The sequence below is a fragment of the Streptomyces sp. NBC_00876 genome (assembly GCF_045207435.1).
Taxonomy (GTDB): domain Bacteria; phylum Actinomycetota; class Actinomycetes; order Streptomycetales; family Streptomycetaceae; genus Streptomyces.
The window spans coordinates 6,781,906-6,804,072 of record NZ_CP108800.1 but is presented as its reverse complement, the minus strand read 5'-3'; the positions used below and the strand labels follow the sequence as shown (position 1 = coordinate 6,804,072).

The 22,167-nt window shown below is 68.6% G+C and carries 14 protein-coding genes; 1 reads left to right on the top strand and 13 read right to left on the bottom strand.

Annotated elements, in window-relative coordinates; all coding sequences use genetic code 11:
* Positions 1–59: 59 nt before the first annotated feature.
* The 6 genes from OG782_RS29795 to OG782_RS29770 all read right to left on the bottom strand — a co-directional run bounded on the left by OG782_RS29795 (position 60) and on the right by OG782_RS29770 (position 10,699).
* Positions 60–869, bottom strand: coding sequence for a rhamnogalacturonan acetylesterase (locus OG782_RS29795; RefSeq protein WP_406456181.1), 810 nt, complete (start codon positions 867–869; stop codon positions 60–62).
* Complete coding sequence (locus tag OG782_RS29790) at positions 859–5,337, bottom strand: glycosyltransferase (protein WP_406456179.1); 4,479 nt, start codon at positions 5,335–5,337, stop codon at positions 859–861. Before OG782_RS29790 ends, OG782_RS29795 begins: the two co-directional genes overlap by 11 nt.
* Positions 5,334–6,581: a CDP-alcohol phosphatidyltransferase family protein gene (locus OG782_RS29785; protein WP_406456177.1), complete on the bottom strand. Its 1,248-nt coding sequence runs from the start codon at positions 6,579–6,581 to the stop codon at positions 5,334–5,336. The genes OG782_RS29790 and OG782_RS29785 overlap by 4 nt, the downstream gene beginning before the upstream one ends.
* A 191-nt stretch (positions 6,582–6,772) precedes the next feature.
* Complete coding sequence (locus tag OG782_RS29780; protein ID WP_406456175.1) at positions 6,773–8,314, bottom strand: hypothetical protein; 1,542 nt, start codon at positions 8,312–8,314, stop codon at positions 6,773–6,775.
* Complete coding sequence (locus OG782_RS29775; protein ID WP_406456173.1) at positions 8,311–9,417, bottom strand: hypothetical protein; 1,107 nt, start codon at positions 9,415–9,417, stop codon at positions 8,311–8,313. The genes OG782_RS29780 and OG782_RS29775 overlap by 4 nt, the downstream gene beginning before the upstream one ends.
* Before the next feature lie 202 nt (positions 9,418–9,619).
* On the bottom strand, positions 9,620–10,699 hold the full coding sequence (locus tag OG782_RS29770) for a hypothetical protein (RefSeq protein ID WP_406456171.1): 1,080 nt from the start codon (positions 10,697–10,699) through the stop codon (positions 9,620–9,622).
* Positions 10,700–11,001: 302 nt separating this feature from the next.
* On the opposite strand from OG782_RS29770, the gene OG782_RS29765 reads away from it, so the two are divergent.
* Positions 11,002–12,099 (top strand): LCP family protein, encoded by a 1,098-nt coding sequence (locus OG782_RS29765; protein WP_406456169.1) that lies wholly within the window; start codon positions 11,002–11,004, stop codon positions 12,097–12,099.
* A gap of 61 nt (positions 12,100–12,160) precedes the next feature.
* Here OG782_RS29765 and OG782_RS29760 read toward each other — a convergent pair whose 3' ends face one another.
* The 7 genes from OG782_RS29760 to OG782_RS29730 all read right to left on the bottom strand — a co-directional run bounded on the left by OG782_RS29760 (position 12,161) and on the right by OG782_RS29730 (position 22,088).
* Positions 12,161–13,666: an amino acid permease gene (locus OG782_RS29760; RefSeq protein ID WP_406456167.1), complete on the bottom strand. Its 1,506-nt coding sequence runs from the start codon at positions 13,664–13,666 to the stop codon at positions 12,161–12,163.
* A gap of 151 nt (positions 13,667–13,817) precedes the next feature.
* Complete coding sequence (gene dxs, locus OG782_RS29755) at positions 13,818–15,740, bottom strand: 1-deoxy-D-xylulose-5-phosphate synthase (RefSeq protein WP_406459340.1); 1,923 nt, start codon at positions 15,738–15,740, stop codon at positions 13,818–13,820.
* A 403-nt stretch (positions 15,741–16,143) separates the two neighbouring features.
* The gene (locus tag OG782_RS29750; protein ID WP_406456165.1) at positions 16,144–17,466 is read right to left on the bottom strand and encodes a sugar ABC transporter permease; all 1,323 of its coding nucleotides are present in this window, start codon (positions 17,464–17,466) and stop codon (positions 16,144–16,146) included.
* Positions 17,463–18,257 carry an ATP-binding cassette domain-containing protein gene (locus OG782_RS29745; protein WP_406456163.1) on the bottom strand — a complete coding sequence of 265 codons (795 nt, stop codon included), beginning with the start codon at positions 18,255–18,257 and terminating at the stop codon, positions 17,463–17,465. Before OG782_RS29745 ends, OG782_RS29750 begins: the two co-directional genes overlap by 4 nt.
* 277 nt (positions 18,258–18,534) lie before the next feature.
* Entirely contained in the window at positions 18,535–19,632 is a 1,098-nt protein-coding gene (locus OG782_RS29740) for a substrate-binding domain-containing protein (protein ID WP_406456161.1), read from the bottom strand.
* Between the two features lie 123 nt (positions 19,633–19,755).
* A complete protein-coding gene (locus OG782_RS29735) occupies positions 19,756–20,955 on the bottom strand; it encodes an ROK family protein (RefSeq protein ID WP_406456159.1) in 1,200 nt (399 codons plus the stop codon).
* Between the two features lie 215 nt (positions 20,956–21,170).
* The gene (locus OG782_RS29730) at positions 21,171–22,088 is read right to left on the bottom strand and encodes a carbohydrate ABC transporter permease (RefSeq protein ID WP_406456157.1); all 918 of its coding nucleotides are present in this window, start codon (positions 22,086–22,088) and stop codon (positions 21,171–21,173) included.
* Positions 22,089–22,167 lie beyond the last annotated feature (79 nt).

The following is a 22,167-nucleotide window of genomic DNA, read 5'->3' as shown; positions in this document are numbered from 1 at the left end:
CGGATTGTCCGGCTGGACGCTCCTGAGGCGTGCGAGCGGGTACATGCGCCGCGTGTCCGTCACAGTTCCGCCCCCGCACCGGAGGTCCGGGCCGCGGTGAGGGCGGCATGTGCCTCGTCGTCGAGCCAGGTCACCGCGTCGGTCGGGAAGTCCTGGCGGTCGAGGTCGACGGCCCAGTTCGGCGGGATGATCTGCTGGGCGACCAGCGAGTAGGCCACGAAACGGGCGCAGGCGATGGCTCCGGCGGGAACCAGGTGCCCGGGATCGTCGAAGCCCTCCGGATAGTTCGGATGCTCACCCGGCCGGAGGTGGACGAAGAACGAGCGCGTGCCCTCGTCTCCCAGATCCGTCCACCACGAGAGGCTCTGGTGGTACAGGTCGATGTAGGGCGTACTGGTTTCGACGGCGACGTCACTCATCGCCATGGCGTATTCCACGTGCTCCCGCGAGAGGTTTCCGTGCACGTCGAAGGTGTCCCGCTCGTGCGTGCTCACCAGGACCGGATGCGCGTTGCGCGAACGGGCGCCGTCCACGAAACGGCGCAGGTGGGACCGGAAGTCGCCGAACGCCTCGGGCCTCAGCCACTTCTCGGGCTTGGCGTCATTGATGCCGAACGAGATGAGCAGGTAGTCGCCCGGCCCGATGTTCTCGAGGATCCAGTCCAGCCGGCCGCGTTCGCTGAACGTACGGGAGCTGGCGCCCGCGCGGGCGCAGTTCACTATCTCGACCCGGCGGTCGAAGAAGAGCGGAAGCACCTGCCCCCAGCCGGTCATCGGCGCCCGGCTCGTTTCCCGTGCGACCGAGGTCGAGTCACCGGCGATGAAGATCCGGTAGGCGGGTGCTGTGCCCGCCCCGTTCTCATGCAGCATTTTCCCACGCCCTTTCCGTCTGCCGCACGTGATCCGGCACCACCGGTCCCGGCGGGGCGAGCGCACTCGCTCCAGCGGTGCCCAGGCTGTCGATCGCCTCGAAGACCCGCTCGCAGTTCCCGTGGTCCCGGTGGGCGAAGAACTGCTCGGCCCGCTCGCGGTACGGGGACTGCACGACGAAACGATTCTTCACCGAGGCGATGATCTCGTCCACGGCCTCGTCCACCGTGCGGCAGACCGGACCGAACCCGTCCGTCGAAAGGTTGAAATAGCCCCGCTTGTAGTGACGGCCGTAGAAGTCCTCCTCATCGAAGGGGACATACACGATCGGGGTGTCCATGTACGCCACGTCGAAGAAGACGGACGAGTAGTCCGTCACCATCAGGGCGCACTCCTTCATGGCCTGCTGCACATTGCGTGCCTGCGGATCGGCCACGATGATCGACGGCGAATCGAGCTGGAAGTGATGCAGATAGGGCCGGATCTCGTAATGCGGAAAGAATTCCAGGTCCACACCGAAATGATCCAGCGCCTGCGCGAGCCGGGGGTCGGACAGGAGTGCGCGGTAGAACCGGAAGTACTCGGACTGCGTGAACGACGTCTTCGCGGGGCCCGCGCCCTTCTTGTACGAAGCCGTGACGATCCACTGGCGCCAGGTGGGCATGAGAAGGATGCGCGGGCGCTCCCTGGGCTCCTTGTTCAGGGCGTCGAACCGGGTGAATCCGGCGAGGACGGCCCTCGGTCCGTAGCCCGCCTCCTCGGCGAAGAACTCCCGTTCCTGGCGCCCGCCCGTGATGATCATGTCGTAACTGGTGATCCACTGCGATGCGCCGCTGGTCACGTCGTTGTACGTGATCCCGTGCTGGAGGAAGATGCGCTGGTACCGGATCAGCTCACCGAACCGGTGCAGGTACAGGGCCTTTCGGTACCCCTGCGGGACCAGATAGGACTCGGAGTCGTACGCACCGATGAGCTTGGTCGCGTGGAGCAGGTACATGCGGTGCTTCCACGAACCCAGTTTCAGCACGTTTCCGTAGGGACTCACCTTGGCGAAGTCGGGGGAATCGCCGTCGATGACGTAATAGGCGTTGCGCCGCTTCCGGTTCTCCCTGATCCACCTGAAGAAGTGGTACGAGTTGTCCTGCGCCGTGTCGGAGCGTTCGCCGATGATCCAGATCTCGCGGAAGTGCAGCAGGGGATACGTCAGCCAGTAGGCAAGCCGCATGCGCCAGCCCGGATTACGCCTCTTCATGATCCGGAGTTCACGCGCGGTCCGCCACAGGGTCTGCTTCAGACGGGCCTTCACCGTGCGGCCGATCAGCCGGAAGTGCAGGGAGTCACCGTCGCCGATCGTCATCATGTACGGGTGTCCGCCCACCTCGCCCATCCCCTTGAGACGGTGCAGCGGAAGGCGGGCCTTCATGGCCACATTGCGCTGGCGGCCGCCGTCGGGAGAATGCACGCGCAGCCGGAAGTCGCCCGCCCTGAAGCCGCCTTCGGCCAGTCTGCTCAGCGGGATCTCGGCATACCAGCCGGCATAGACGTCCTTGCCGTTGCGAGCGTTGTTCAGGTCCCGCCGGTAGATCTGACGGAGCGGAACGACGATCTTCCCCGCGCGGGTCTGGTGGACGAACTCCAGACGGTTGACGAACTTCGAGTCGATGTTCATGCCGGGGAAGGACATGCAGCCTTCGACCACCAGAACGGAGCCACGCGAGCGCACGGACTCCACGACGACGTTGGGGTCCTTCACCCGGGCGGCACTCGACTGCCGTGCCGGATTCCCGAACATGCGGAAGAATCCCTCGTCGTCCACGTGAACGGCCAGCGGGACATTGTCCAGAACGTCCTCGGGCGCGACGAAGAGATCGAAATTCCCCGTCTTCGCCGCATAATGGTCGAGCTGCTGCGCCGGATTTGTGACGAACTCGTCGATCACATCGTCCGGGATGTCCGCGTAGTGCGACCGCAGGCCGGGGAATATCTCCTCCAGCTGCGACCTGCCCATCATGTTGCGGGCGTTGCAGAGGAATCCCTTGTAGGTACGCGTCACGTACCGGTGGAACATCCTGCGGATTTCCGGTGATTCGTCCGCCACCACGTTCAGGAGGAAGTGGTTGAGCTTCAGGTGGTCCCAGTAGTTCGCCGGCTTGCTCCACAGGGAGTCCATGATGGACGAACCGTCGGGACGGCCGCGGTAGTAGTAGACGGGCCGGTCGACGATGCTGATGGCGCGGGAGCGCAGCATGGCGGGCAGGGTCAGCCAGGCGTCCTCGAAGTGGACGCCCTCCCCGAAGCGCAGACCCAGTTCGCGCAGCAGGCCGGTGCTGAAGAGCTTGTTGCACGCCGAACCGCTGAAGATCAGGTCCGGCACCTCGGCGAAGTCCCGGACGAGACGGTCTCCCGTACCGAAGTACTGCTTCCAGGGCCCGTAGGGGCGGTCGGGGAAGTTGACGAGGTCTCCGACCACGACATCGGACGCGTCGCGCCGGGCCGCTTGGAGCATCTGCGCCAGCGCGTCCTCGCCGAGGATGTCGTCGGAGTCCAGGAAGGTGACGTAGGGCGCCGTCACTTCGTCGAGGCCGTTGTTACGGGCGTTGCCGAGGCCGCCGTTCTCCTGGTGGACGACGACCACATTGGCGTAGAACCGGGCGAAGTGGTCCAGCATGCGCGGGGTGTCGTCGGTGGATCCGTCGTCCATGAGGATCACCTGGGTGGCGGCGAAGCCGCGCTGGGCGGCGATCGAGCCGAGACAGTCGTCGATGTACTTCTCGACGTTGTAGCAGGGCACGACGACCGCGAGGTCGTACACGCCGCTCACCCGCGGCAGCGGCGGGGAGATCTTGTTCCGCCACCACATCCAGGGGGCGTTCGGGTCGCTCTGTTCGGCGTCGAAGGTCCTGCGGCCGTCGGCGGCGCATCGCACGGCGAGGTTGCCGCTGACGGTGCGGTACCCCTCCAGGTCCTGGTCCCCCGCCCGGAAGGTGAACTCGGAGAGGTCGGCGTCACGCACGTTGAGCGGTGACCGGGAACGGGTCCGCTTCCACTCGACGACGACGGAGATGTTCCAGACGGTGCTGTCGGAGAAGTCCGTACCGAGCAGGGACTCCAGGTCCACCACCGCGCCGAAGCTCACGAACCGCTCGTCGACCTCCGTGCCCGGGATCGCGGCGGTGAGGTCCCGCTTCGTGTACCGGTTGCGCACGGCCAGAGTGAGCTTGAGGTCGTCGCCCGCCGCTATCCGCCCGAACCGGTTGACGAGGCTGCCCTCGAACCGGAGCTTCCCGCCCGTCACCGACCAGCTGTCCAGCTGGGCGAAGAGCGGTACCTGGGAGAGGTTGGCGGCGGACAGCCCGAGTTCCGTCACATCGAGCATGCGCCGGGCCTCCGGCAGATGCAGATGATCGCCCGACCAGTAGACGCGGCCTTCCTCCTCGACCAGGAAGGACGACAGCGTGCTCTTGCGCTGTACGTAGTCCAGGGTCGTGAGTGCCGCCTCGATCTCCTGGTACATGAGGAGGAACGCGCGGACCCGGTCGACCGGGTCACAGAGCTCGAACGCCTCCTCACTGATCGAGAAGAGGTAGTCGCTCGCTATCTGCGCGAAGCCCTGCTGGAAGTCCGGGCCGCCCTCGGCGAGTGCCCTCATGTAGAGGCGGAGGTCGTGGGCGAGGAACTTGGAGTCCTTGCGCACCTTGAGCTGCCACAGACCGCGGTCCAGGAGGAACGCGTCGGTGGCGCGGTGCACCGCGACCCGGTCCGCGATGCTGCGCAGCTCACCGGTGCGGCCGGTGATGGAGCCGCCTTCGGATTCCCACATCCACCGGTACACGGGGTCGGTGATGACCGTGATCCCGTCGGCCAGGCAGCCGGCCACCGTGGAGAAGTAGGTGTCCTCGTAGAAGACCCCCTCGGGGAAGAAGACCCCGTTCGACCGGAGGAAGTCCACCCGGTACAGCTTCGCCGCCGCGATCGGGTCGGTCAGCATCAGCGGGAATTCCACCAGGTTGGGGACGGTGCGCCCCAGCGCGAAGACCTCGGGAGCCCATGCCTGGCTGTCGCCGGTGGCACGGTTGATCCGGACGGCCTTGCCCGCGGTGATGTCACTGCCCGTCTCCAGCGCGCTGGCCAGCAGCAGCTCGCACGCCCGCGGCGGCAGTTCGTCGTCGGCGTCGAGGAACATCACATAGCGGCCGGCGGCCTGGGCGATGCCCATGTTGCGCGGTGCCCCGACGCCGCCGCTGTTCTGCCGGCGGCGCAGTACCCGCACCCGCGCGTTGTTGCCCGCGAAACCCTTGACGACGTCGAGGGTGTTGTCCGTCGAGGCGTCGTCGACGATGACCACCTCGACCAGCTCGTACGTCTGGTTGACGGCGGACTGGACCGCCTTGCCGATCGTCGTCGCGGCGTTGTAGGCGGGGATGACCACCGTCACCCAGACATCGGGGGCGTCGCGCTCGTTCCTCATCGGACGCCCTCCCGCTCACCCGGGTATCCGTGCTGCTGCGGCGGCAGCGGATGGTAGGTATCGGCCTCGTACGGCCCGCCGTGCGCCGGCAGGACGTGGCCCTCCAGCGCCTGCTGCGCGTTCGTCTGCGCGTGGTTGTCCCAGGTGTTCGGTTCGTACGAGGTGTACGGCTCGGGGTACGGCTGGAAGAAAGGGTCCTCGTCGGGCTGCGGATCGATGAGCCGCTGGTCCACCAGGAACTCGTCCTGCACTCCCCTGCGGTGACGCCCGCGGTGCAGATGGGGGGCGATCGTGCCGGCCTTGGTGGGGACCGTGCTCAGTTCCTCCATGACGGCGGTGAAGTCACGGGTGGAGAGCCAGAACTTGTACATGATGATCAGTTCGAAGATGCCGAGGAGGACCGCGGAGACCAGGGTGGTCTCCAGGATCCGGCCGGTCAGCGGACCGACGATGAAGATGAACATCTGGAACTCGATGCCGCTGATCAGGTGCGGTCTGATCCGGCTGCGGAGCAGCGCCTGGCGGAACCGCTGGTACCAGGGGAAGCGGTGACGGAACTGCGCGTGCAGGTCCACGACGTGTCCGGAGTCGGCCTGCTCCTTGAGCGTCTCGGCCTCCGCTTCGGGGTTCTCGCGCAGCAGGTCTTCCATGAACTGGATCTGCGGCGCCGCCGGCCCGGCCGCCGCGCCCCTCGCGGCCTCGGCCGCCGCCAGCTCGGCTTCCTGCTTCTCCCGGGTGACCTTCTCGATCTTCGTACGCATCGACATGCGCATCTTGTAGATCTGCAGAGCGTCCACGTAGCGGAGCATGTCGAGGAAGACGACGAGCAGCGCGGCCAGCAGGTACCGCTCGTCGCCGTTGCGCAGGTACTGGCCGCCCATGAGCGCGAGGGCGCAGAACAGTACCCGGATACGGTCGAAGACGTAGTCGAGCCAGCCGCCGAACACGGTGCCGTTGCCCTTGAGGCGGGCGAGCTTGCCGTCGATGCAGTCGAAGATGAAGCTCAGGTGGTAGAGCGCGGCCCCGAGAATGAGGGACTGGGTGTCGCCCTTGAGGAACAGCGCGGCGGAACCGAGGCCCACGAAGAGCGCGGCCCACGTCACGCGGTTCGGTGTGATGAAGCGGAACCGGGCCATGACGATGAGCATGCGGGTCGCGACAGGGTCGACCAGGACCACCGTCCACCAAGCGTCACGCTTCTTGCATGTGAGTTTCTGGACAGCACGCAGGGACAGCTTGGCCATAACCCCTCAGTCACGAGAACGACAGCGAACAGCCCGTTCGATGCACGTTCAGGCGGGGATTGCCTTCATGTTCGCAACACGTACACGGGTCCCTCACATGAAGGCTTTGCAGACTTTATCAAAAAATCAACAGATACTCATCGACGTTGATCGTTTACGCGCAGCCAAGCGACCAGTTCCGACCCCGGACGTCACACTGAGTGCCAGGGGCCGAACTCGAAGCCCCCTGTTCGTGACTCTCGGTTCGCAACGGAGAGCTCTGCCGCCGCCGTGACCGTCGCCACCGTGATCATCCCGGTACGGTCCCGGACCGCCGCCGGCACGCCGTACGGCTCCGCGCCCCCCAGCGTGTTCCACCACACCCCGGCATCGGGCCGCCCCTCGGCGAACGCGCCGACCGCGCACGATCCACCGGCATCGGGGCGCACGAGCAACGAGTAGTTCCACCCGTCGGCCTCGACGCCGCGCACCCCCGTGACCGGCCCCTCGCCCCCGTCCCCGCCGAGCGGGACCGGGGCGGGCGAGCCCAGTTGCCACAGGCAGGGCTCGTTCGTCCGCAGGTCGCGGAAGACCACGGTGCCCGGTTCGGGCCCCGCCGCCATGGATCCGGGGCGGGGCGCGAACGGCACGCCGCGGTCCTCGGCCCACTCCGCGTCGTACCCCGGGCGGTACCAGCGCACGACGGCGGCGGAGTCGCGCGTCCGGGCGAGGAGCTCGACCTCCCCCTTGGGCGTCGTGACCGTCACCAGTTCGTCGGCCACGCGCACACCCGAGAGGTGCCGCCAGGGGGACCAGGCCCCCTCCGGCCGCTGCTCGCGGAAGCTCACGCTGTGCCCGAAGTTCCGCGCGAAGACCACGAAACCGCCTGCGGCGTCGAACCCGGCCGCGGGAAAGCCGGTCTCCCGGCTCTTGTACGCGTCCCCTGCGTTCGGGCTGCCCAGGGAGTGCCACGGTGTGAGCGGGTGCCCGGTGCGGTACTGGGCGGCGTGCACGATCTCGACGTCCTCCCCGCCGTCCTTGCGAGCGGTTCTGCGCAGCGCGAGGAGATGGGCGAGCCCTGAGAAGTCCCGCACGACGCGCAGGCCGGGCATCAGTCTCGGGCCGGGCAGGAGCTCGGGGCCGTCCCAGGCGGTGCCGTGCTGCCGCAGCTGGGTCCACCGCAGTACACCCGCCGCGGAGGGGAGGAACGCGGTCGATCTGCCGTCGAAGCCCTCGGCCAGCCAGCCGGTGACGGCCGGGTAGCGCGGACAGGAGGCGGCGGCGCCGTGGGCGGTGGCCGCCTCATGACGCCGGCAGTCCACCAGGACGGGAGCCGACGACTCCAGCTGGAACTCGCGTGCGGCCCGCAGCGCGAGCAGGGCAGCGGCGGCGCGGTCGGCGGGCTCGTCGTACACGGGGCGGCCCAGATCCGTGTCCCAGTCCGCATGGACCGGGTCGGGGTCCGGGATGCGAATCCGCTGCGGGCGCAGGGCACGCAGTTCCTTCAGGAGCCCGGCAGCACCGGCCTCGCCCTGCCCGTCCACGAACCGGGGCGCACCCGCCACCCGGCATCCGCGCCCGGAGGCATCGGCGAGCGCACGGTCCAGGGCGGCTCGCCCTTCCCCGCCGTCGTCGCGGAGACAGATCACCCCGATCACGGACCCGCCGGCGCGTTCGGCCCCGACGAGCACCGCGGCGTCGGCCGCGCACTCGGCGACGACGGCCACCCGGGCACTGTCAGCGGTGGCGTTCATATCCGGCTCCAGTCGCTCAGGGTCAGGCCGGGCCCGTCCGTCTGCCGTGCGAGGGCGAGACGGCCGTCGGTCCCGATCGCCGCCACGACCGCACGGCCGTGTCCGTCGAGGGCCAGCGAGGGATCCCCGGCGCAGGCCGTACCGCCGTCCGTCCACCACATTCCGCCCCGCTCCTCCTCCGTCGGGCAGGCACCCAGGTGGACCGCGCCGTCCGTACCCCGCAACGCCAGCAGCGTGCAGTCGAAGCCGTCCACCGTCGCGCGCAGCGCCGCGGTCCGTCCGTCGCCGGGGGTCCCGCCGAGCGGCATCGGCCAGCTCCCGGCCCGGAAGGCGACGACGCCCGTGCCGCGGACGTCGGTCAGGTAGTGCGTCATCCGGCCCGGAGCGGTCTCCAGCGCTGTCACGGACCCGGGCAGCGGAATCACTCCGGCGTCATAGCCCCGGACCATGGCCCCGCCCTGGCTGTTCTGGTGCAGATGAAGGGCTGCCGCACGGGTGGGGACGAGCACCTCGACCAGCCCGGCGGCCGTCGCCGCGAGCGAGGGCCGGTCGGTGACGCCGGCCACGTCGAGCTCCTTCCAGGCCTCCCACTGCCCGTGCCTGTCCTCGCGTCGAAGCGCCGCGCCTCCCCACGCCGTGGGTACGCAGACGTACAGGGCGCCGCCGTTGGCCACGGCTGCCGTGGGAGCCCCCACCTGCTCGGACCGGCCGAGGTCCTTGAAGGGGTTGCCCAGCGACCGCCACTCGGTGACGGGACGGCCGGTCTGGAACTGGGTGGCGCACATGATGTCGACGGCCGGCCTGCCGTCGGCCTTCGGCCGCACCCGGCGTCCGATCAGGTGGGCGTAGCGGTTCGGCCCCTGGGCCACCGTGAGGTGTGTCAGGTTCTTCGCCGGATACGTGTCCGGCCCCGACCAGCGCGCACTTCCCACGGCCTCTTCGGTCCACCGGAGCAGCGTGCCCTCGGTGTGCACATAGGCGGTGAGCCGGCCGTCCTGTCCGGCCAGCAGCCAAGGGCCGCCCAGGACCCGGCCGAGCGGTCCCGTGTCCGTGGCGGACGGCGCGTTCTGCCGCTCGGCTCCGTGCAGCGAGGCACCCCGCATGGCTTTTCCTCAACCTTCCAGGGCAGCGGGTCCTCACATCGAGGGCCCCGAACCGAGACATCATAGGCAGGAACGGTCACCCGGACGGATGGCCGTCGCCGCTGCTCAGCGCCGTGCGCCCGGCCGGAGCAGGCCATGGATGTCCCGCGCCGGGGCCATCACCGGGCAGGATTCCCGGTGTTGTGGGTGCGGCCCCGACCGGTCAGAGGGCCCGCCACGGCTCGAAGCTCAGCCCCGGGCCGTCCGTCTGGCGCGACACCCGCACGGTGCCGTCCTCGCCGGCCACCGCCATCACCACGCGGCCCCGGGCGTCGTGCTTCAGGGCCGGTGTCTCCCGGCTGGGCACACCGGTGTCGGACCACCACAGGCCGTTCGCCTCGTTCTCGGTGACCCCGGCGCCGACGACCGCCGTGCCGTTGGCCCCGCGGTGGGCCAGCACCGTGCAGTCGATGCCGTCCAGGTCGGTGCGGATCGCGGCGTGGGCGCCGTCGCCCGGTTCACCGCCGAGCGGCATCCGGTCGCCGCCCTCGCGGTAGGCGACGACGCCGCCCTCGGGGTCGGTCCAGTAGTACGTGGCACGGCCGGGGGCCGTCTCCAGTACGGCCAGGGAGCCGGGCCTGACCGTGACCGGCGAGCGCCGGACGTCTCCCCAGCCGCCGCCGGGCTTCTCCTGCGCCCAGTGCAGCGTCTCCTTGTGCGTCGCCGCGAAGATCTCGAGGCAGCCGGTGGCGAGCACGACGACGGCGGGGACCTCCTTGATGCGCGTGCAGCGCAGGTCCTCCCAGCCGCGCCATTTGCCGTCGGCCCGCTCGCGGCGCACCATCATGCCGCCGCGCCCGTTGCGCACGACGATGTGCACCTCGCCGGACTCGGTCACCACGACGGTGGGATCGCCGAACCTGGCGCCCACATCGGCTTCCTTGTGCGGGTTTCCCAGTGAGTGCCAGGCCGCGACGGGGCGTCCTGTCTGGTACTGGATCGCGTGCACGATGTCGACGGTGACGCCGCCCCCGTCCGCGGGCCGTTCGCGCCGGCCGGCGAAGTGCACGTACGCGTGCGTGTTCTGCGTCACGGACAGATGCGTCAGTTCCGGCAGCGGTACGAGATCCGGCGCGTCCCACTCCGGGCCACCTGGAGTGGTCTCGGTCCAGCGGCGCAGTCCGCCCTCGCCGGGAACGTAGACGGTCAGCCGGCCGTCCTTGCCCCGGGTGAGCCAGATGCCTCGTAGCACTGGGGTCTCAGGGGCAACCTTCGAGGTCGCGCGGGCATCCTGTCCGAGCATGAGTCTGCGATTACCTTTCCAGAACTGACGTCTGACAACTCGCGCAACATTTCGAATCCGTTACATCCTAAGCCCCGGCACCTACACGTTTTCGGGGCCTCACCAGCGTACGATTCGCCGCCCCTCCGATTGCGCTGCGTGCCCGGACTGTCACCTCGAGCAGCACGTTTCGTACGTACACCAGAGCGACTGTCTATAGTGCTCAGTCACCAGGAAAACGCGGACCGGCTCCACCCCCCACCCGAGTCCCACCCCATCGCCTACGCCCTGACCAGGCCATACGTTGTGAGGACTCACTCAGGATGAGCCAAGACGCCATCACGCCCGACCACCGGAGCTCCCCGGAGAACCCTCGGCGCGGGCGCAAGCGCGTACGAACGCGGGGGCAGCGAATACGCCGGGCGGTCCTGCTGTCCGTTCTGGTCCTCGTCATCGCGGCGGGCGGCACCGGCTACTGGCTCTACAACAGTCTCGACGGGAACATCAAGGGCGTCGACATCGACAAGGCGCTCGGTGACGACCGCCCCGAGAAGCTCCCCACCAGCGGACAGAACCTCCTGGTCCTCGGCTCCGACTCACGGGCCGGCGCGGAGAACAAGGAGCTGGGCGGAGGCGGCGCGGTCAGCGGGGCCCGTTCCGACACCGCGATGGTGGTGCACATCCCCGAGGGCCGCAGCAAGGCGGTCGCCGTGTCCATCCCCCGCGACACCCTGGTGACCCGTCCCGAGTGCACCAAGGCCGACGGCTCGAGCGTGAGCTCCGCGAACCGCGTGATGTTCAACTCGGTCTACTCCCAGGTCGGTCCGGCCTGTGTGGTCAAGACCGTCGAGAAGATGTCCGGCGTCCGCATCGACCACTACCTGGAGATCAACTTCGCCGGGTTCAAGGACCTCGTCGATGCCATCGGCGGCGTCACCGTGGATGTCCCCGAGGACATCCACGACAAGTCCTCCGGACTCGATCTGACCGCCGGAACCCACAAGCTCAACGGCACCGAGTCGCTGTCCTACGTCCGCACCCGCCACGGCATCGGCGACGGCAGCGACCTCGGCCGCATCGGACTCCAGCAGCAGTTCATGCTCGCCCTGCTCAGCGAGGTCAAGTCTCAGGACCTGCTGGGCAGTCCGACCAGCGCCTACAAGATCGCCAGCTCCGCCACCAAGTCCCTCACCACCGACGAGGGCCTCGCCTCGCTCAAGTCGCTCACCCAGTTCGCCCGTTCGATGAACGGCGTCGACCCGGGCTCGATGGAGACCATCATGCTCCCCGTCGCGTACGACAAGATCGACCCCAACCGTGTCATCGCCGCGCAGCCGCAGGCCGCGACCCTCTGGAAGTCGATCCGCGAGGACGCCACCATCCCCGAGTCCGCCAAGAAGTCCCCCGCCACCGGCGGCTGACCGACCGGCAGACGCACAACGGCCCCGCCGGGCCCTGACGGGACCGGCGGGGCCGCCGTCGTCACACCCGGGTGCGGTTGATCCGGCTGTGCCCCCGCCCGTAGGCGAAGTAGATGATCACGCCGATGACCATCCAGATGCCGAATCGCAGCCAGGTCTCCGCCGGCAGATTGAGCATCAGCCAGACCGATGCGGCAACGGACAGGATCGGGATCAGCGGTACCCACGGGGTACGGAAGGCGCGGTGCAGGTCGGGCCGGGTGCGGCGCAGGACGATGACTCCCAGGGCGACGACCACGAAGGCGAAGAGCGTGCCGATGTTCACCAGCGTCGCGAGCTCGTTGATGCTGGTGAAGCCGGCGATCACCGCGATCAGCCCGCCGAGCAGGATGGTCGGGCGGTACGGGGTGTGGAACCGCGGGTGGGTCTTGGAGAAGAACCGCGGGAGCAGACCGTCACGGCTCATCGCGAAGAACACCCGGGTCTGGCCGAGCAGCAGGATCAGGCAGACCGTGGTGAGCCCGATCGCGGCACCGAAGCTGATGACACCGGCGTAGAACGGATGCCCGACGGCCTTGAAGGCGTCGGCGAGCGGGGCGCTCACGGAGAGCTCGGAGTAATGCTCCATTCCGGTGACGACGATCGATACGGCGACGTAGAGCGTCGTGCAGATGACCAGCGAGGCCATGATCCCGCGCGGCATGTCGCGCTGCGGGAGCCTGGTCTCCTCGGCGGCCGTGGCCACGACGTCGAAGCCGATGAAGGCGAAGAAGACGACGGAGGCCGCGGTGAAGATGCCCATGACGCCGAAGTTCGTGGGCTCGTAGCCGAAGATCAGCTGCACCAGCGGGGCGTTGAGTCCCGATCCGGAGGGCTGCGGCTGGGCCTTCGGGATGAAGGGCGAGTAGTTCGCGGTGTCGATGAAGAACAGGCCCGCGATGATCACGATCAGGACCACGGCCACTTTGATGGCGACCACCACCGTCGTGACCCGGGCGGAGAGCTTCATGCCCAGCACCAGGATGACGGTCAGCACCAGCACCAGGGCGAAGGCGAGGATGTCGAAGCCGAAACCTTGCGCCACATCGGGGCCGGAGAGCGCGTCCGGCAGGTGCCAGCCGGCGTTGTCCATCAGCGAGCGGACGTAGCCGGACCAGCCGACCGCCACCACCGCCGTGCCCAGCGCGAACTCCAGCACCAGGTCCCAGCCGATGATCCAGGCGACCAGTTCGCCGAGGGAGGCGTACGAGAAGGTGTACGCGGAGCCGGCCACCGGGACGGTCGAGGCGAATTCCGCGTAGCAGAGCGCGGCCAGGGCGCAGACGACGCCCGCGACCACGAAGGCGATGGCGGTGGCGGGGCCCGCGGTCTCCTTGGCCACCTTCCCGGTGAGTACGAAGATGCCGGTACCGATGATGACGCCCACTCCGAAGACCGTGAGGTCCAGTGCGGAGAGGGACTTCTTGAGGGCGTGCTCCGGCTCCTCGGTGTCGCGGATGGACTGTTCGACCGTCTTGGTCCGGAACAGCCCGTCTCCGCTCGGGGGCAGGTCCTGCTGCGTGCTCACCGGCGTACCTCCACGCACTCGTCGTGCACGCCATGATTCGGACCCGGTCGCCCGCGGCACGCCTCGCACGGCGGGATTTCACGCGAATGGGCCGGTCGCACCACCCGTACAGGGTGGGCGACCGGCCCAGTCGGCAGTGCGGCGGTACGGATCAGTCCCGGACGGGCTCCACCACGGAGCGGCTCTCCGCGTCCGTGTCGTAGCGGCCGTCGAGCCTGGCGACCAGCCCGGTGACCTGGCGTGCGATGTCCGGCGCGGTCAGCCCGATCTCGGCCATGACCTCCTTGCGGGAGGCGTGGTCGAGGAAGACCGGCGGGATACCGAAGTCGCGCAGCGGTACGTCGACATCGGCGTCGCGCAGCGCCTGGGCGACGGCGGAGCCGACACCGCCGGCCCTGCTGTTGTCCTCGACGGTGACGACGACGCGGTGCTGCGCGGCGAGCGGAGCCATGGCCTCGTCGACGGGCTTGACCCAGCGCGGGTCGACGACCGTCGTCGAGATGCCCTGGGCCTCCAGCAGGCCGGCGATCTCCAGGCACATCGGGGCGAGCGCGCCGATGGAGACGAGGAGTACGTCGGGCCGGGCGGTGCCGGGCTCGCGGAGCACGTCCATGCCGCCCACCGTGCCGACGGCCTTGACCGACGGACCGACCGCGCCCTTGGAGAAGCGGACGACGGTCGGGGCGTCGTCGACCTCGACGGCCTCGCGCAGCTGGGCGCGGACCTGGTCGGCGTCGCGCGGGGCGGCGATCCGCAGCGACGGCACGCACTGCAGGATCGACATGTCCCACATGCCGTTGTGCGAGGCGCCGTCCGTACCGGTGACCCCGGCCCGGTCGAGCACGAACGTCACACCGCACTTGTGCAGCGCGACGTCCATCAGGACCTGGTCGAAGGCGCGGTTGAGGAAGGTGGCGTACACCGCGAAGACCGGGTGCAGACCGCCGGTGGCGAGGCCCGCCGCGGAGACCGCGCCGTGCTGCTCGGCGATGCCGACGTCGTAGATCCGGTCCGGGAAGGCCTTCTCGAACTTGGTCAGGCCGACCGGCTGGAGCATGGCCGCGGTGATCGCGACGATGTCCTTGCGCTCCTTGCCGAGCTTGACCATCTCCTCGCCGAACACGGAGGTCCAGTCGAGGCCGGAGGTGGCGACGGGCAGACCCGTGTCGGGGTGGATCTTGCCGACGGCGTGGAAGCGGTCGGCCTCGTCGAGCAGCGCCGGGGTGTAGCCGCGGCCCTTCTCCGTGAGGCAGTGCACGATCACGGGCCCGCCGAAGCGCTTGGCGCGCTGGAGCGCGGACTCCAGTGCCTCCAGGTCGTGGCCGTCGATCGGGCCGACGTACTTCAGCCCGAGGTCCTCGAACATGCCCTGCGGGGCGATGAAGTCCTTCAGGCCCTTCTTGGCGCCGTGCAGGGTCTCGTACAGCGGCTTCCCGACGACGGGAGTGCGCTCCAGGAGGTCCTTGCCGCGGGCGAGGAAGCGCTCGTAGCCGTCCGTGGTGCGCAGGGTCGCCAGGTGGTTGGCGAGGCCGCCGATGGTCGGGGCGTAGGAGCGCTCGTTGTCGTTGACGACGATGACGAGGGGGCGGTCCTTGGCGGCGGCGATGTTGTTCAGCGCCTCCCAGGCCATACCGCCGGTGAGAGCTCCGTCACCGATGACCGCGACGACGTGGTCGTCCTTGCCCAGCACCTCATTGGCCTTGGCCAGGCCGTCGGCCCAGCCGAGCACGGTCGAGGCGTGCGAGTTCTCGATGATGTCGTGCTCGGACTCGGCACGGGAGGGGTAGCCGGAGAGGCCGCCCTTGCTCTTGAGCTTCGAGAAGTCCTGCCGGCCGGTGAGGAGCTTGTGCACATAGCTCTGGTGGCCGGTGTCGAAGAGGACCTTGTCCTTCGGCGAGTCGAAGACCCGGTGCAGGGCGATGGTCAGCTCGACCACGCCGAGGTTGGGTCCCAGGTGGCCGCCGGTCTTGGAGACGGCGTCGACGAGGAAGGTCCGGATCTCTTCGGCGAGCTGCTCCAGCTGCTCGGGGGTGAGCCGGTCCAGGTCACGCGGTCCGCCGATGCGGGACAGCAGATCCCATCCGTCGCCCGCCGCCTGACGCGCTTCGCGCGGCTGTGTCACCGTGCCTCCTTGCGATTGTGCTGGTCGAGCATGCCGATCCGGTGAGTCTAACGGCCTCCCTCCCGGCAGGGCGCGGGCGCCCGACGGCCTGCGACTCCGCTTGCGGCGTTGTCGTCGGTCAACGACGCCCCGCGTCGCCTCCCTCCTCCGCCTTGCCATCGAAGCCACAGGACGCCGCTCGCTGATCCGCGCCCTGCCGGGAGGGAGTCCGTAATGTTCCGTCCGCCCGCTCGGGCATCGGGCGGGGGTGTGCTGTCCCACCCGCGCCGGTACGTGGCAGTGCCCGGCGCCCTGTGGAGGGGCGCCGGGCGCTGTCCGGCGTTACGTGTCACCGGGCCCCGCCGGGCCCGGTGGGTTACGCGCGGCCTGCGGTCTTCTGCGTACGGCGGGAGACCGAGTCGATGACCACGGCGGCGAGGAGAACCGCGCCGGTGATCATGTACTGCACGGCGTTGGCCATGCCGATCATGTTCAGGCCCTGCTGGATCGACTGGATGACGATCATGCCCAGGAGCGCGGACCAGACCTTGCCCCGGCCACCGAAGAGGCTGGTGCCACCGATGACGGCCGCCGCGATGACCAGCATCAGGGTGTTGCCGCCGCCGACGCTCTTGGTCGCGCCGCCGGAGAGGCTGGCGATGAAGAGACCGCCGAAGGCACCCAGCGTGCCGGAGAGCGCGAAGACGGTGATCCGGATCCGGTCCACGCTGATACCGGCGCGGCGTGCGGCCTCCGGGCTTCCGCCGACCGCGAAGACCTGACGGCCGAAGGTCGTACGGCGGGCCACGAAGTCGGCGATCACGAGCACGGCGAGGAAGAGCACCAGGGCCAGCGGAAGACCGCGGGCACCGGCCGGCTCGTTCAGGACGTACGCGACGACGAAGCACAGGACGGCGACGACGCCGGTGCGCAGCACGATCTCGGTCATCGGGCGGGCGGGCAGGTTCGCGGCCTTGCGGCGCTTGCTGTCCACCAGGAGCGAGGCGGCGTACGCGAGGACGGCGACCAGGGCCAGGCCGTAGCCGACGCCCTTGTCCTCGAAGAAGTAGTTGGTGAGGTTCTCGACGACACTGCCGGACGGCGTGTTGATCGAGCCCTCGCCACCCATCATCCAGTCCTGCAGACCGCTCCAGCCGAGGAAGCCGGCCAGGGTGACGACGAAGGCCGGCACACCGATCTTGGCGAAGAAGAAGCCGTGCAGGGCGCCCAGTGCCGTACCCGCGAGAATGGCGGTGACGATCGCCAGCCACTCGGGCCAGCCGTGGTTGACGTTGAGCACGGCCCAGGTGGCCGCGCCGACGCCCGCGACGGAACCGACCGACAGGTCGATCTCGCCGAGCAGCAGCACGAACACGATGCCGACCGCCATGATGCCGAGGCCGGAGCTGTACACGGCGATGTTGGCGACGGAACCGGCGGAGAGGAAGTTGCTGTTCTGGAGCTGGAAGACGATCGCGATGACGATCAGGCCGACGAAGACGGGGAGCGAGCCGAGCTCTCCGCCGCGCACCTTGCGGGTGAACTCCGACCAGTAGCCCTTGAAGCCCTCCTCACGTATGAGGAGACGCGGGTCCACTGCGGGGATCGGGGCCGCGGACTGCTCGGCCTGGGCCGGCACCGTGGCGGTCTTCTCGACCTTCGTGGTGGAAGGACCGGGGGTCTTGGCGAGGTCGCTCACTTCGCGTCCTCCTTCGTGGCTGTGCGTGCCTTGCGGCGCGTGACGGCATTGTCCGTGGCGCCGGTGATCGCGGCGATGACCTCTTCGTGGGACGTGGCGGCAACGTCGAAGACACCGTTGTTGCGGCCCAGCCGGAGCACGGCGACCTTGTCCGCGACGGCGTTCACATCGGCCATGTTGTGGCTGATGAGGATGACGCCGTGGCCACGCTCGCGCAGCCGCTCGACGAGGTCGAGGACCTGTGCGGTCTGCTCGACGCCGAGGGCGGCGGTCGGCTCGTCGAGGATGACGACCTTGGGGTCACCGATCAGGGCGCGCGCGATGGCCACGACCTGGCGCTGACCGCCGGAGAGCGCGGCGACCGGGATACGGACGCTGGGGATCCGGATGGACAGGGTGTCCAGGAGCTCCTTGGCGCGCTTCTCCATGGCGATCTCGTCGAGGACGGAGGCGCTGCGCAGTTCGTTGCCGAGGAAGAGGTTGGCGACGACGTCGAGGTTGTCGCAGAGGGCCAAGTCCTGGTAAACGGTGGCGATTCCGAGGTCCTGGGCGTCGTTCGGCCGGTTGATCCGGACCGTCTCGCCCTCCCACTCGATGGCGCCTTCGTCGATCGGGTGGACGCCCGAAATGGTCTTGACGAGGGTTGACTTGCCGGCGCCGTTGTCGCCGACCAGGGCAACCACTTCGCCGGGGTGAATCTCCAGGTTCACATCGGTGAGCGCCTGGACGGCGCCGAACCGCTTGGAGATTCCGCGCAACGCCAGCACGGGCGTAGCGGACACGTGAATCATCTCCTTCGCCGCCTGACCGGCGGGGATGGTGCCAGTGCCGTGACCGGCCATGTCTGCCGCGACGGGGCAGGGCCTGCCGGGAGGGGCACTGGTGTACAGGGGGGTGCCAGGTCGGGTCGTCGGGCCGCCGTCGTCGCCCGGTGGCCGGGGGGCCCGGGGCGGCGGCGGTCCGACGACCCGACCTGGGAAGAAGAGTCCGGCCCCGCCCCCGCTTGCGGGGCGTTGACGGGGCGGGCGCCGGACTGGCTCAAGGGCCCGTGGGGGCCCGTCGCCGGAGTTACTTGATGCCGGCGGCGTCGCAGGCCGCCTTGAACTCGGCGGTGCAGATGTCGGAGGCCTTGTAGACCTTGTCCGCGACGATCGTGGAGGCGATGTTGTCCTTGGTCACGACCGTGGCGTCGTACAGACGCGACGGGGTGGCCTTGAACTCGCCCGAGAGGCTGTCGACCTTGGTGTTGGTCAGCGAGTCGATCTTCTCGCCCTTGAGCAGCTTGACCGCGATCTCGGCGGTGGTGTCCGCCTGCGGCTTGATCTGCTTGTAGATCGAGAAGGACTGGTCGCCCGCGATGATGCGCTGCAGACCGGCGAGCTCGGAGTCCTGGCCGCCGACCGGAACCTTCACACCCTGCTTCTTGAGGGCGGTGATGATGCCACCGGCCATGCCGTCGTTGGCGGAGTAGACGCCCTGGAAGCCGTCCTTGCCCAGGGAGTCGATGGCGGCACCCATCTTCTTGTTCGCCTCTTCAGGCGACCAGTCCGGGATGTCCTGCTCGTAGACGACCTTCTTGACCTGGGTGTCCAGGACGCTGTGCGCGCCCTTCTTGAAGAAGGGGGCGTTGGGGTCGAGCGGCGAGCCGTTGATCATGACGACATTGCTGCTCTTGGCCTTGTCACCCAGCGCCTTGACGAGGGCCTCGCCCTGGAGGCGGCCGATCTTCTCGTTGTCGTACGAGATGTACGCGGAGATCGGTCCCTCGGCGAGCCGGTCGTACGCGACGACCTTGACGCCCTTCTTGTCGGCCTGCTGGACCCAGGACTTCGCGGCCTTGTAGTCGACCGTGTCCAGGACGATGACCTTGACGCCCTGGGTGACCAGCGCGTCGAACTGCTTCTTCTGGGTCTCGGTGTCACCGGCGGCGTTGTTGTACTTGACGTCGCAGTCGGAGCAGAGCGCCTTGATCTTCGCCTCGATCATCGGGCGGTCGAAGGTCTCGTAACGCGTGGTCTTGTTCTCCGGCAGCAGCAGACCGATGGTCTTGCTGTCACCACCGCTGCCGCTGTCCTTGTCGTCGCCCGCCTTGCCACAAGCGGCGAGGGAGACGGCCATCGAAACTGCGGCCGTGCCTATGACGATGCGTCGCGTCATTGCGTTCATTGCGGGTGTGCCTCCCTGACGAGGCCGCAACGTTGCGGCCGAGGTGGGTTGGAGTCAACTCGGCCGCAGGCGTGGCGTCAAGGAGTAAATTCTTAACGAGATGACAACGGTGCCATTCGTTATCTAAGTGAAGGCAGGCGCCGCTGTGGGCAGGGTGCTCTCCAAAAGGGTCGAATCCCCCATCTCGCTCAGGACGAGCGCGAGGGCGCCCAGCACCTCCGCCCGTCCTCCGAGGGCACCGGGGAGCACCGAGAGCTGCCGTGCGGCGCTGGGGATGGCGTAGCGCGACACGGAGTCGCGGATGGGCCCGAGGACCAGTTCGCCGGCCTCCGCGAGCGAGCCGCCGAGCACCACGCGGCTGGGGTTGAGCAGGTTGCAGAGGTTGGCCACCCCGCTGCCGATGTGCCGCCCGACGTCCCCGATCACCCGGCGGCAGCCGGGGTCGCCCTCGCGGGCCAGCTGGACCACCCGCTCCATGGTGAGATCGGGCCCGTGGCTGGGCTGGAGCAGGGGCAGTACGTACCGCGCGGCCGTGAAGGTCTCCAGGCATCCGCGGTTGCCGCAGCGGCAGACGGGGCCCGCTTCGTCCAGGGTGATGTGGCCGATCTCGCCGGCCGTGCCGCCCGGCCCCCGGTAGATGTGCCCGTCGATCACCAGACCGGCACCGACGCCGCTGGCGACCTTGATGTACGCGAGGTCCCGGACCCCGCGGCCGCTGCCCCACACCAGCTCGCCAAGCGCCCCGAGGTTGGCGTCGTTGTCGACGTACACCGGCACCCCGAGGCGTCCGGCGAGTTCCTCGCTGGGGTTGATGCCCGTCCAGCCCGGCAGGATCGACGTGGAGCCCAGCGTGCCGGACTCGACGTCGATCGGGCCGGGAACACCGAGCCCCACCCCGATGACCTTGCCGGGGCTGATCCCGGTGGTCTCGATCAGCCGGTTGACCAGCTGTTCCGCCCGTCCGAAGCCCTCGGCCGACGAGGCGTCCACGTCCAGCGGCTCGGACTCCTCGGCGAGCACCTGGTGGGCCAGGTTGCCGACCGCCACCCGCAGGTGCGTATGCCCGAAATCGACGCCGATGACGACGCCCGCGTCCCCGCTGAGCGAGACGCTGCGGGCCCGGCGGCCGCCTGCCGAGGTGGGGGTCACCTCGACCGTGCCGCCCTCCTTCAGTTCACGAACGATATTGGAGACCGTCGCCGCGGAAAGGCCCGTGCTCCTGGCGATCTCCGCCTGGGTGAGCGAACCCGCCATACGTACGGCGCGCACGACCCGCTCAAGGTTGGCGCGATGCAGAGATGTCTGCGACCCGGGAGTCTCCATCGACTCACTCACTCCTGCCAGTTTCTCCAACATGTGAACTCTAAGCTGAGCGTTTTGGGGTACTCCCCGTCAAGACCTTGAGCAGTCGAAGCCTCCGATGAGCACCGGACCCACGCACGAAGGGGTCGGCGAACTCCCCCGTACACAGACGAACCGCCCGCCGGCATGACTGCCGGCGGGCGGTTCGGTGACGCGGATGGAGCGGAAAGGCCTTACTACTTCACCGCTCCCGCGGTGAGACCTGCGACGACCTGGCGCTGGAAGATGATGTAGGCCGCGAGGACCGGCAGCATCGCCATCACCAGACCGGCGAAGAGACCGGACCAGTCGCCCTTGTAGCCCTGGCCGTTGGCCAGTTCGACCAGACCCTGGGAGAGCACCCGGTACTTGGGATCGGTGTTCAGCACCGTCGGCAGCAGGTACTGGTTCCACTGGCCGAGGAAGTTGAAGATACCGACGCTGATCAGACCGGGCTTCGCCATGGGCAGCATCACCTGGAAGAACGTCCGGGTGTGCGAGGCCCCGTCGAGCATCGCCGCCTCGGCCACGGAGCTGGGCAGCGTCCGGAAGAACGAGGTGAGGAAGAAGACGGTGAACGGCAGCGAGTACGCGATGTAGACCAGGATCAGTCCGTGCCGCGTGTTCAGCATGCCCATGTTGTTCATCACGAAGAACAGCGGGACCAGCGCCAGGATGATCGGGAAGCTCATCCCGCCGATGAACAGGTAGTAGATGAAGCGGTTGCCCGGGAAGTCGAACCGCGCCAGTACGTACGCCGCCATCGAACCGAGCAGCAGCGTGCCGATGAGCGAACCTCCCACCACCACGATGGTGTTGAAGAAGTAATCACTCATGTGCGCCTGACCCCAGGCGCGCGACCAGTTCTCGAAGTGAAGCTTGTCCGGCAGCGCCCACGGCGTCGACAGGATCGAGTCGTCGGTCTTGAAGGAGGCCATGATCGCCCAGAGCAGCGGCATGACCACCAGGACGGCCCAGATGATCAGCACACCGTGGGAGAAGACGTTGAGGACCTTGCCCTCGCTGCTCTTCTCCTTGACGTCCGGGGCGGGCGCCTTGGACACGGGGGCCGGTTCCGTCACCGTGACCACGGGAGGAGTTTCAGTGGCCTTCACGTGTGCTCACCTCGTACTGTCGAGCCGGCCGCCGGGACCGGGCTGTCTTGCCTGCTGGGGATCCGGGCACCGCGTCCCG

What these genes read in the sequence shown, in the direction of transcription:
- OG782_RS29795 (WP_406456181.1), bottom strand. Translation starts at nt 869, where the DNA reads ATGCTGCATGAGAACGGGGCGGGCACAGCACCCGCCTACCGGATCTTC.
- OG782_RS29790 (WP_406456179.1), bottom strand. Translation starts at nt 5,337, where the DNA reads ATGAGGAACGAGCGCGACGCCCCCGATGTCTGGGTGACGGTGGTCATC.
- OG782_RS29785 (WP_406456177.1), bottom strand. Translation starts at nt 6,581, where the DNA reads ATGGCCAAGCTGTCCCTGCGTGCTGTCCAGAAACTCACATGCAAGAAG.
- OG782_RS29780 (WP_406456175.1), bottom strand. Translation starts at nt 8,314, where the DNA reads ATGAACGCCACCGCTGACAGTGCCCGGGTGGCCGTCGTCGCCGAGTGC.
- OG782_RS29775 (WP_406456173.1), bottom strand. Translation starts at nt 9,417, where the DNA reads ATGCGGGGTGCCTCGCTGCACGGAGCCGAGCGGCAGAACGCGCCGTCC.
- OG782_RS29770 (WP_406456171.1), bottom strand. Translation starts at nt 10,699, where the DNA reads ATGCTCGGACAGGATGCCCGCGCGACCTCGAAGGTTGCCCCTGAGACC.
- OG782_RS29765 (WP_406456169.1), top strand. Translation starts at nt 11,002, where the DNA reads ATGAGCCAAGACGCCATCACGCCCGACCACCGGAGCTCCCCGGAGAAC.
- OG782_RS29745 (WP_406456163.1), bottom strand. Translation starts at nt 18,257, where the DNA reads ATGATTCACGTGTCCGCTACGCCCGTGCTGGCGTTGCGCGGAATCTCC.
- OG782_RS29740 (WP_406456161.1), bottom strand. Translation starts at nt 19,632, where the DNA reads ATGAACGCAATGACGCGACGCATCGTCATAGGCACGGCCGCAGTTTCG.
- OG782_RS29735 (WP_406456159.1), bottom strand. Translation starts at nt 20,955, where the DNA reads ATGGAGACTCCCGGGTCGCAGACATCTCTGCATCGCGCCAACCTTGAG.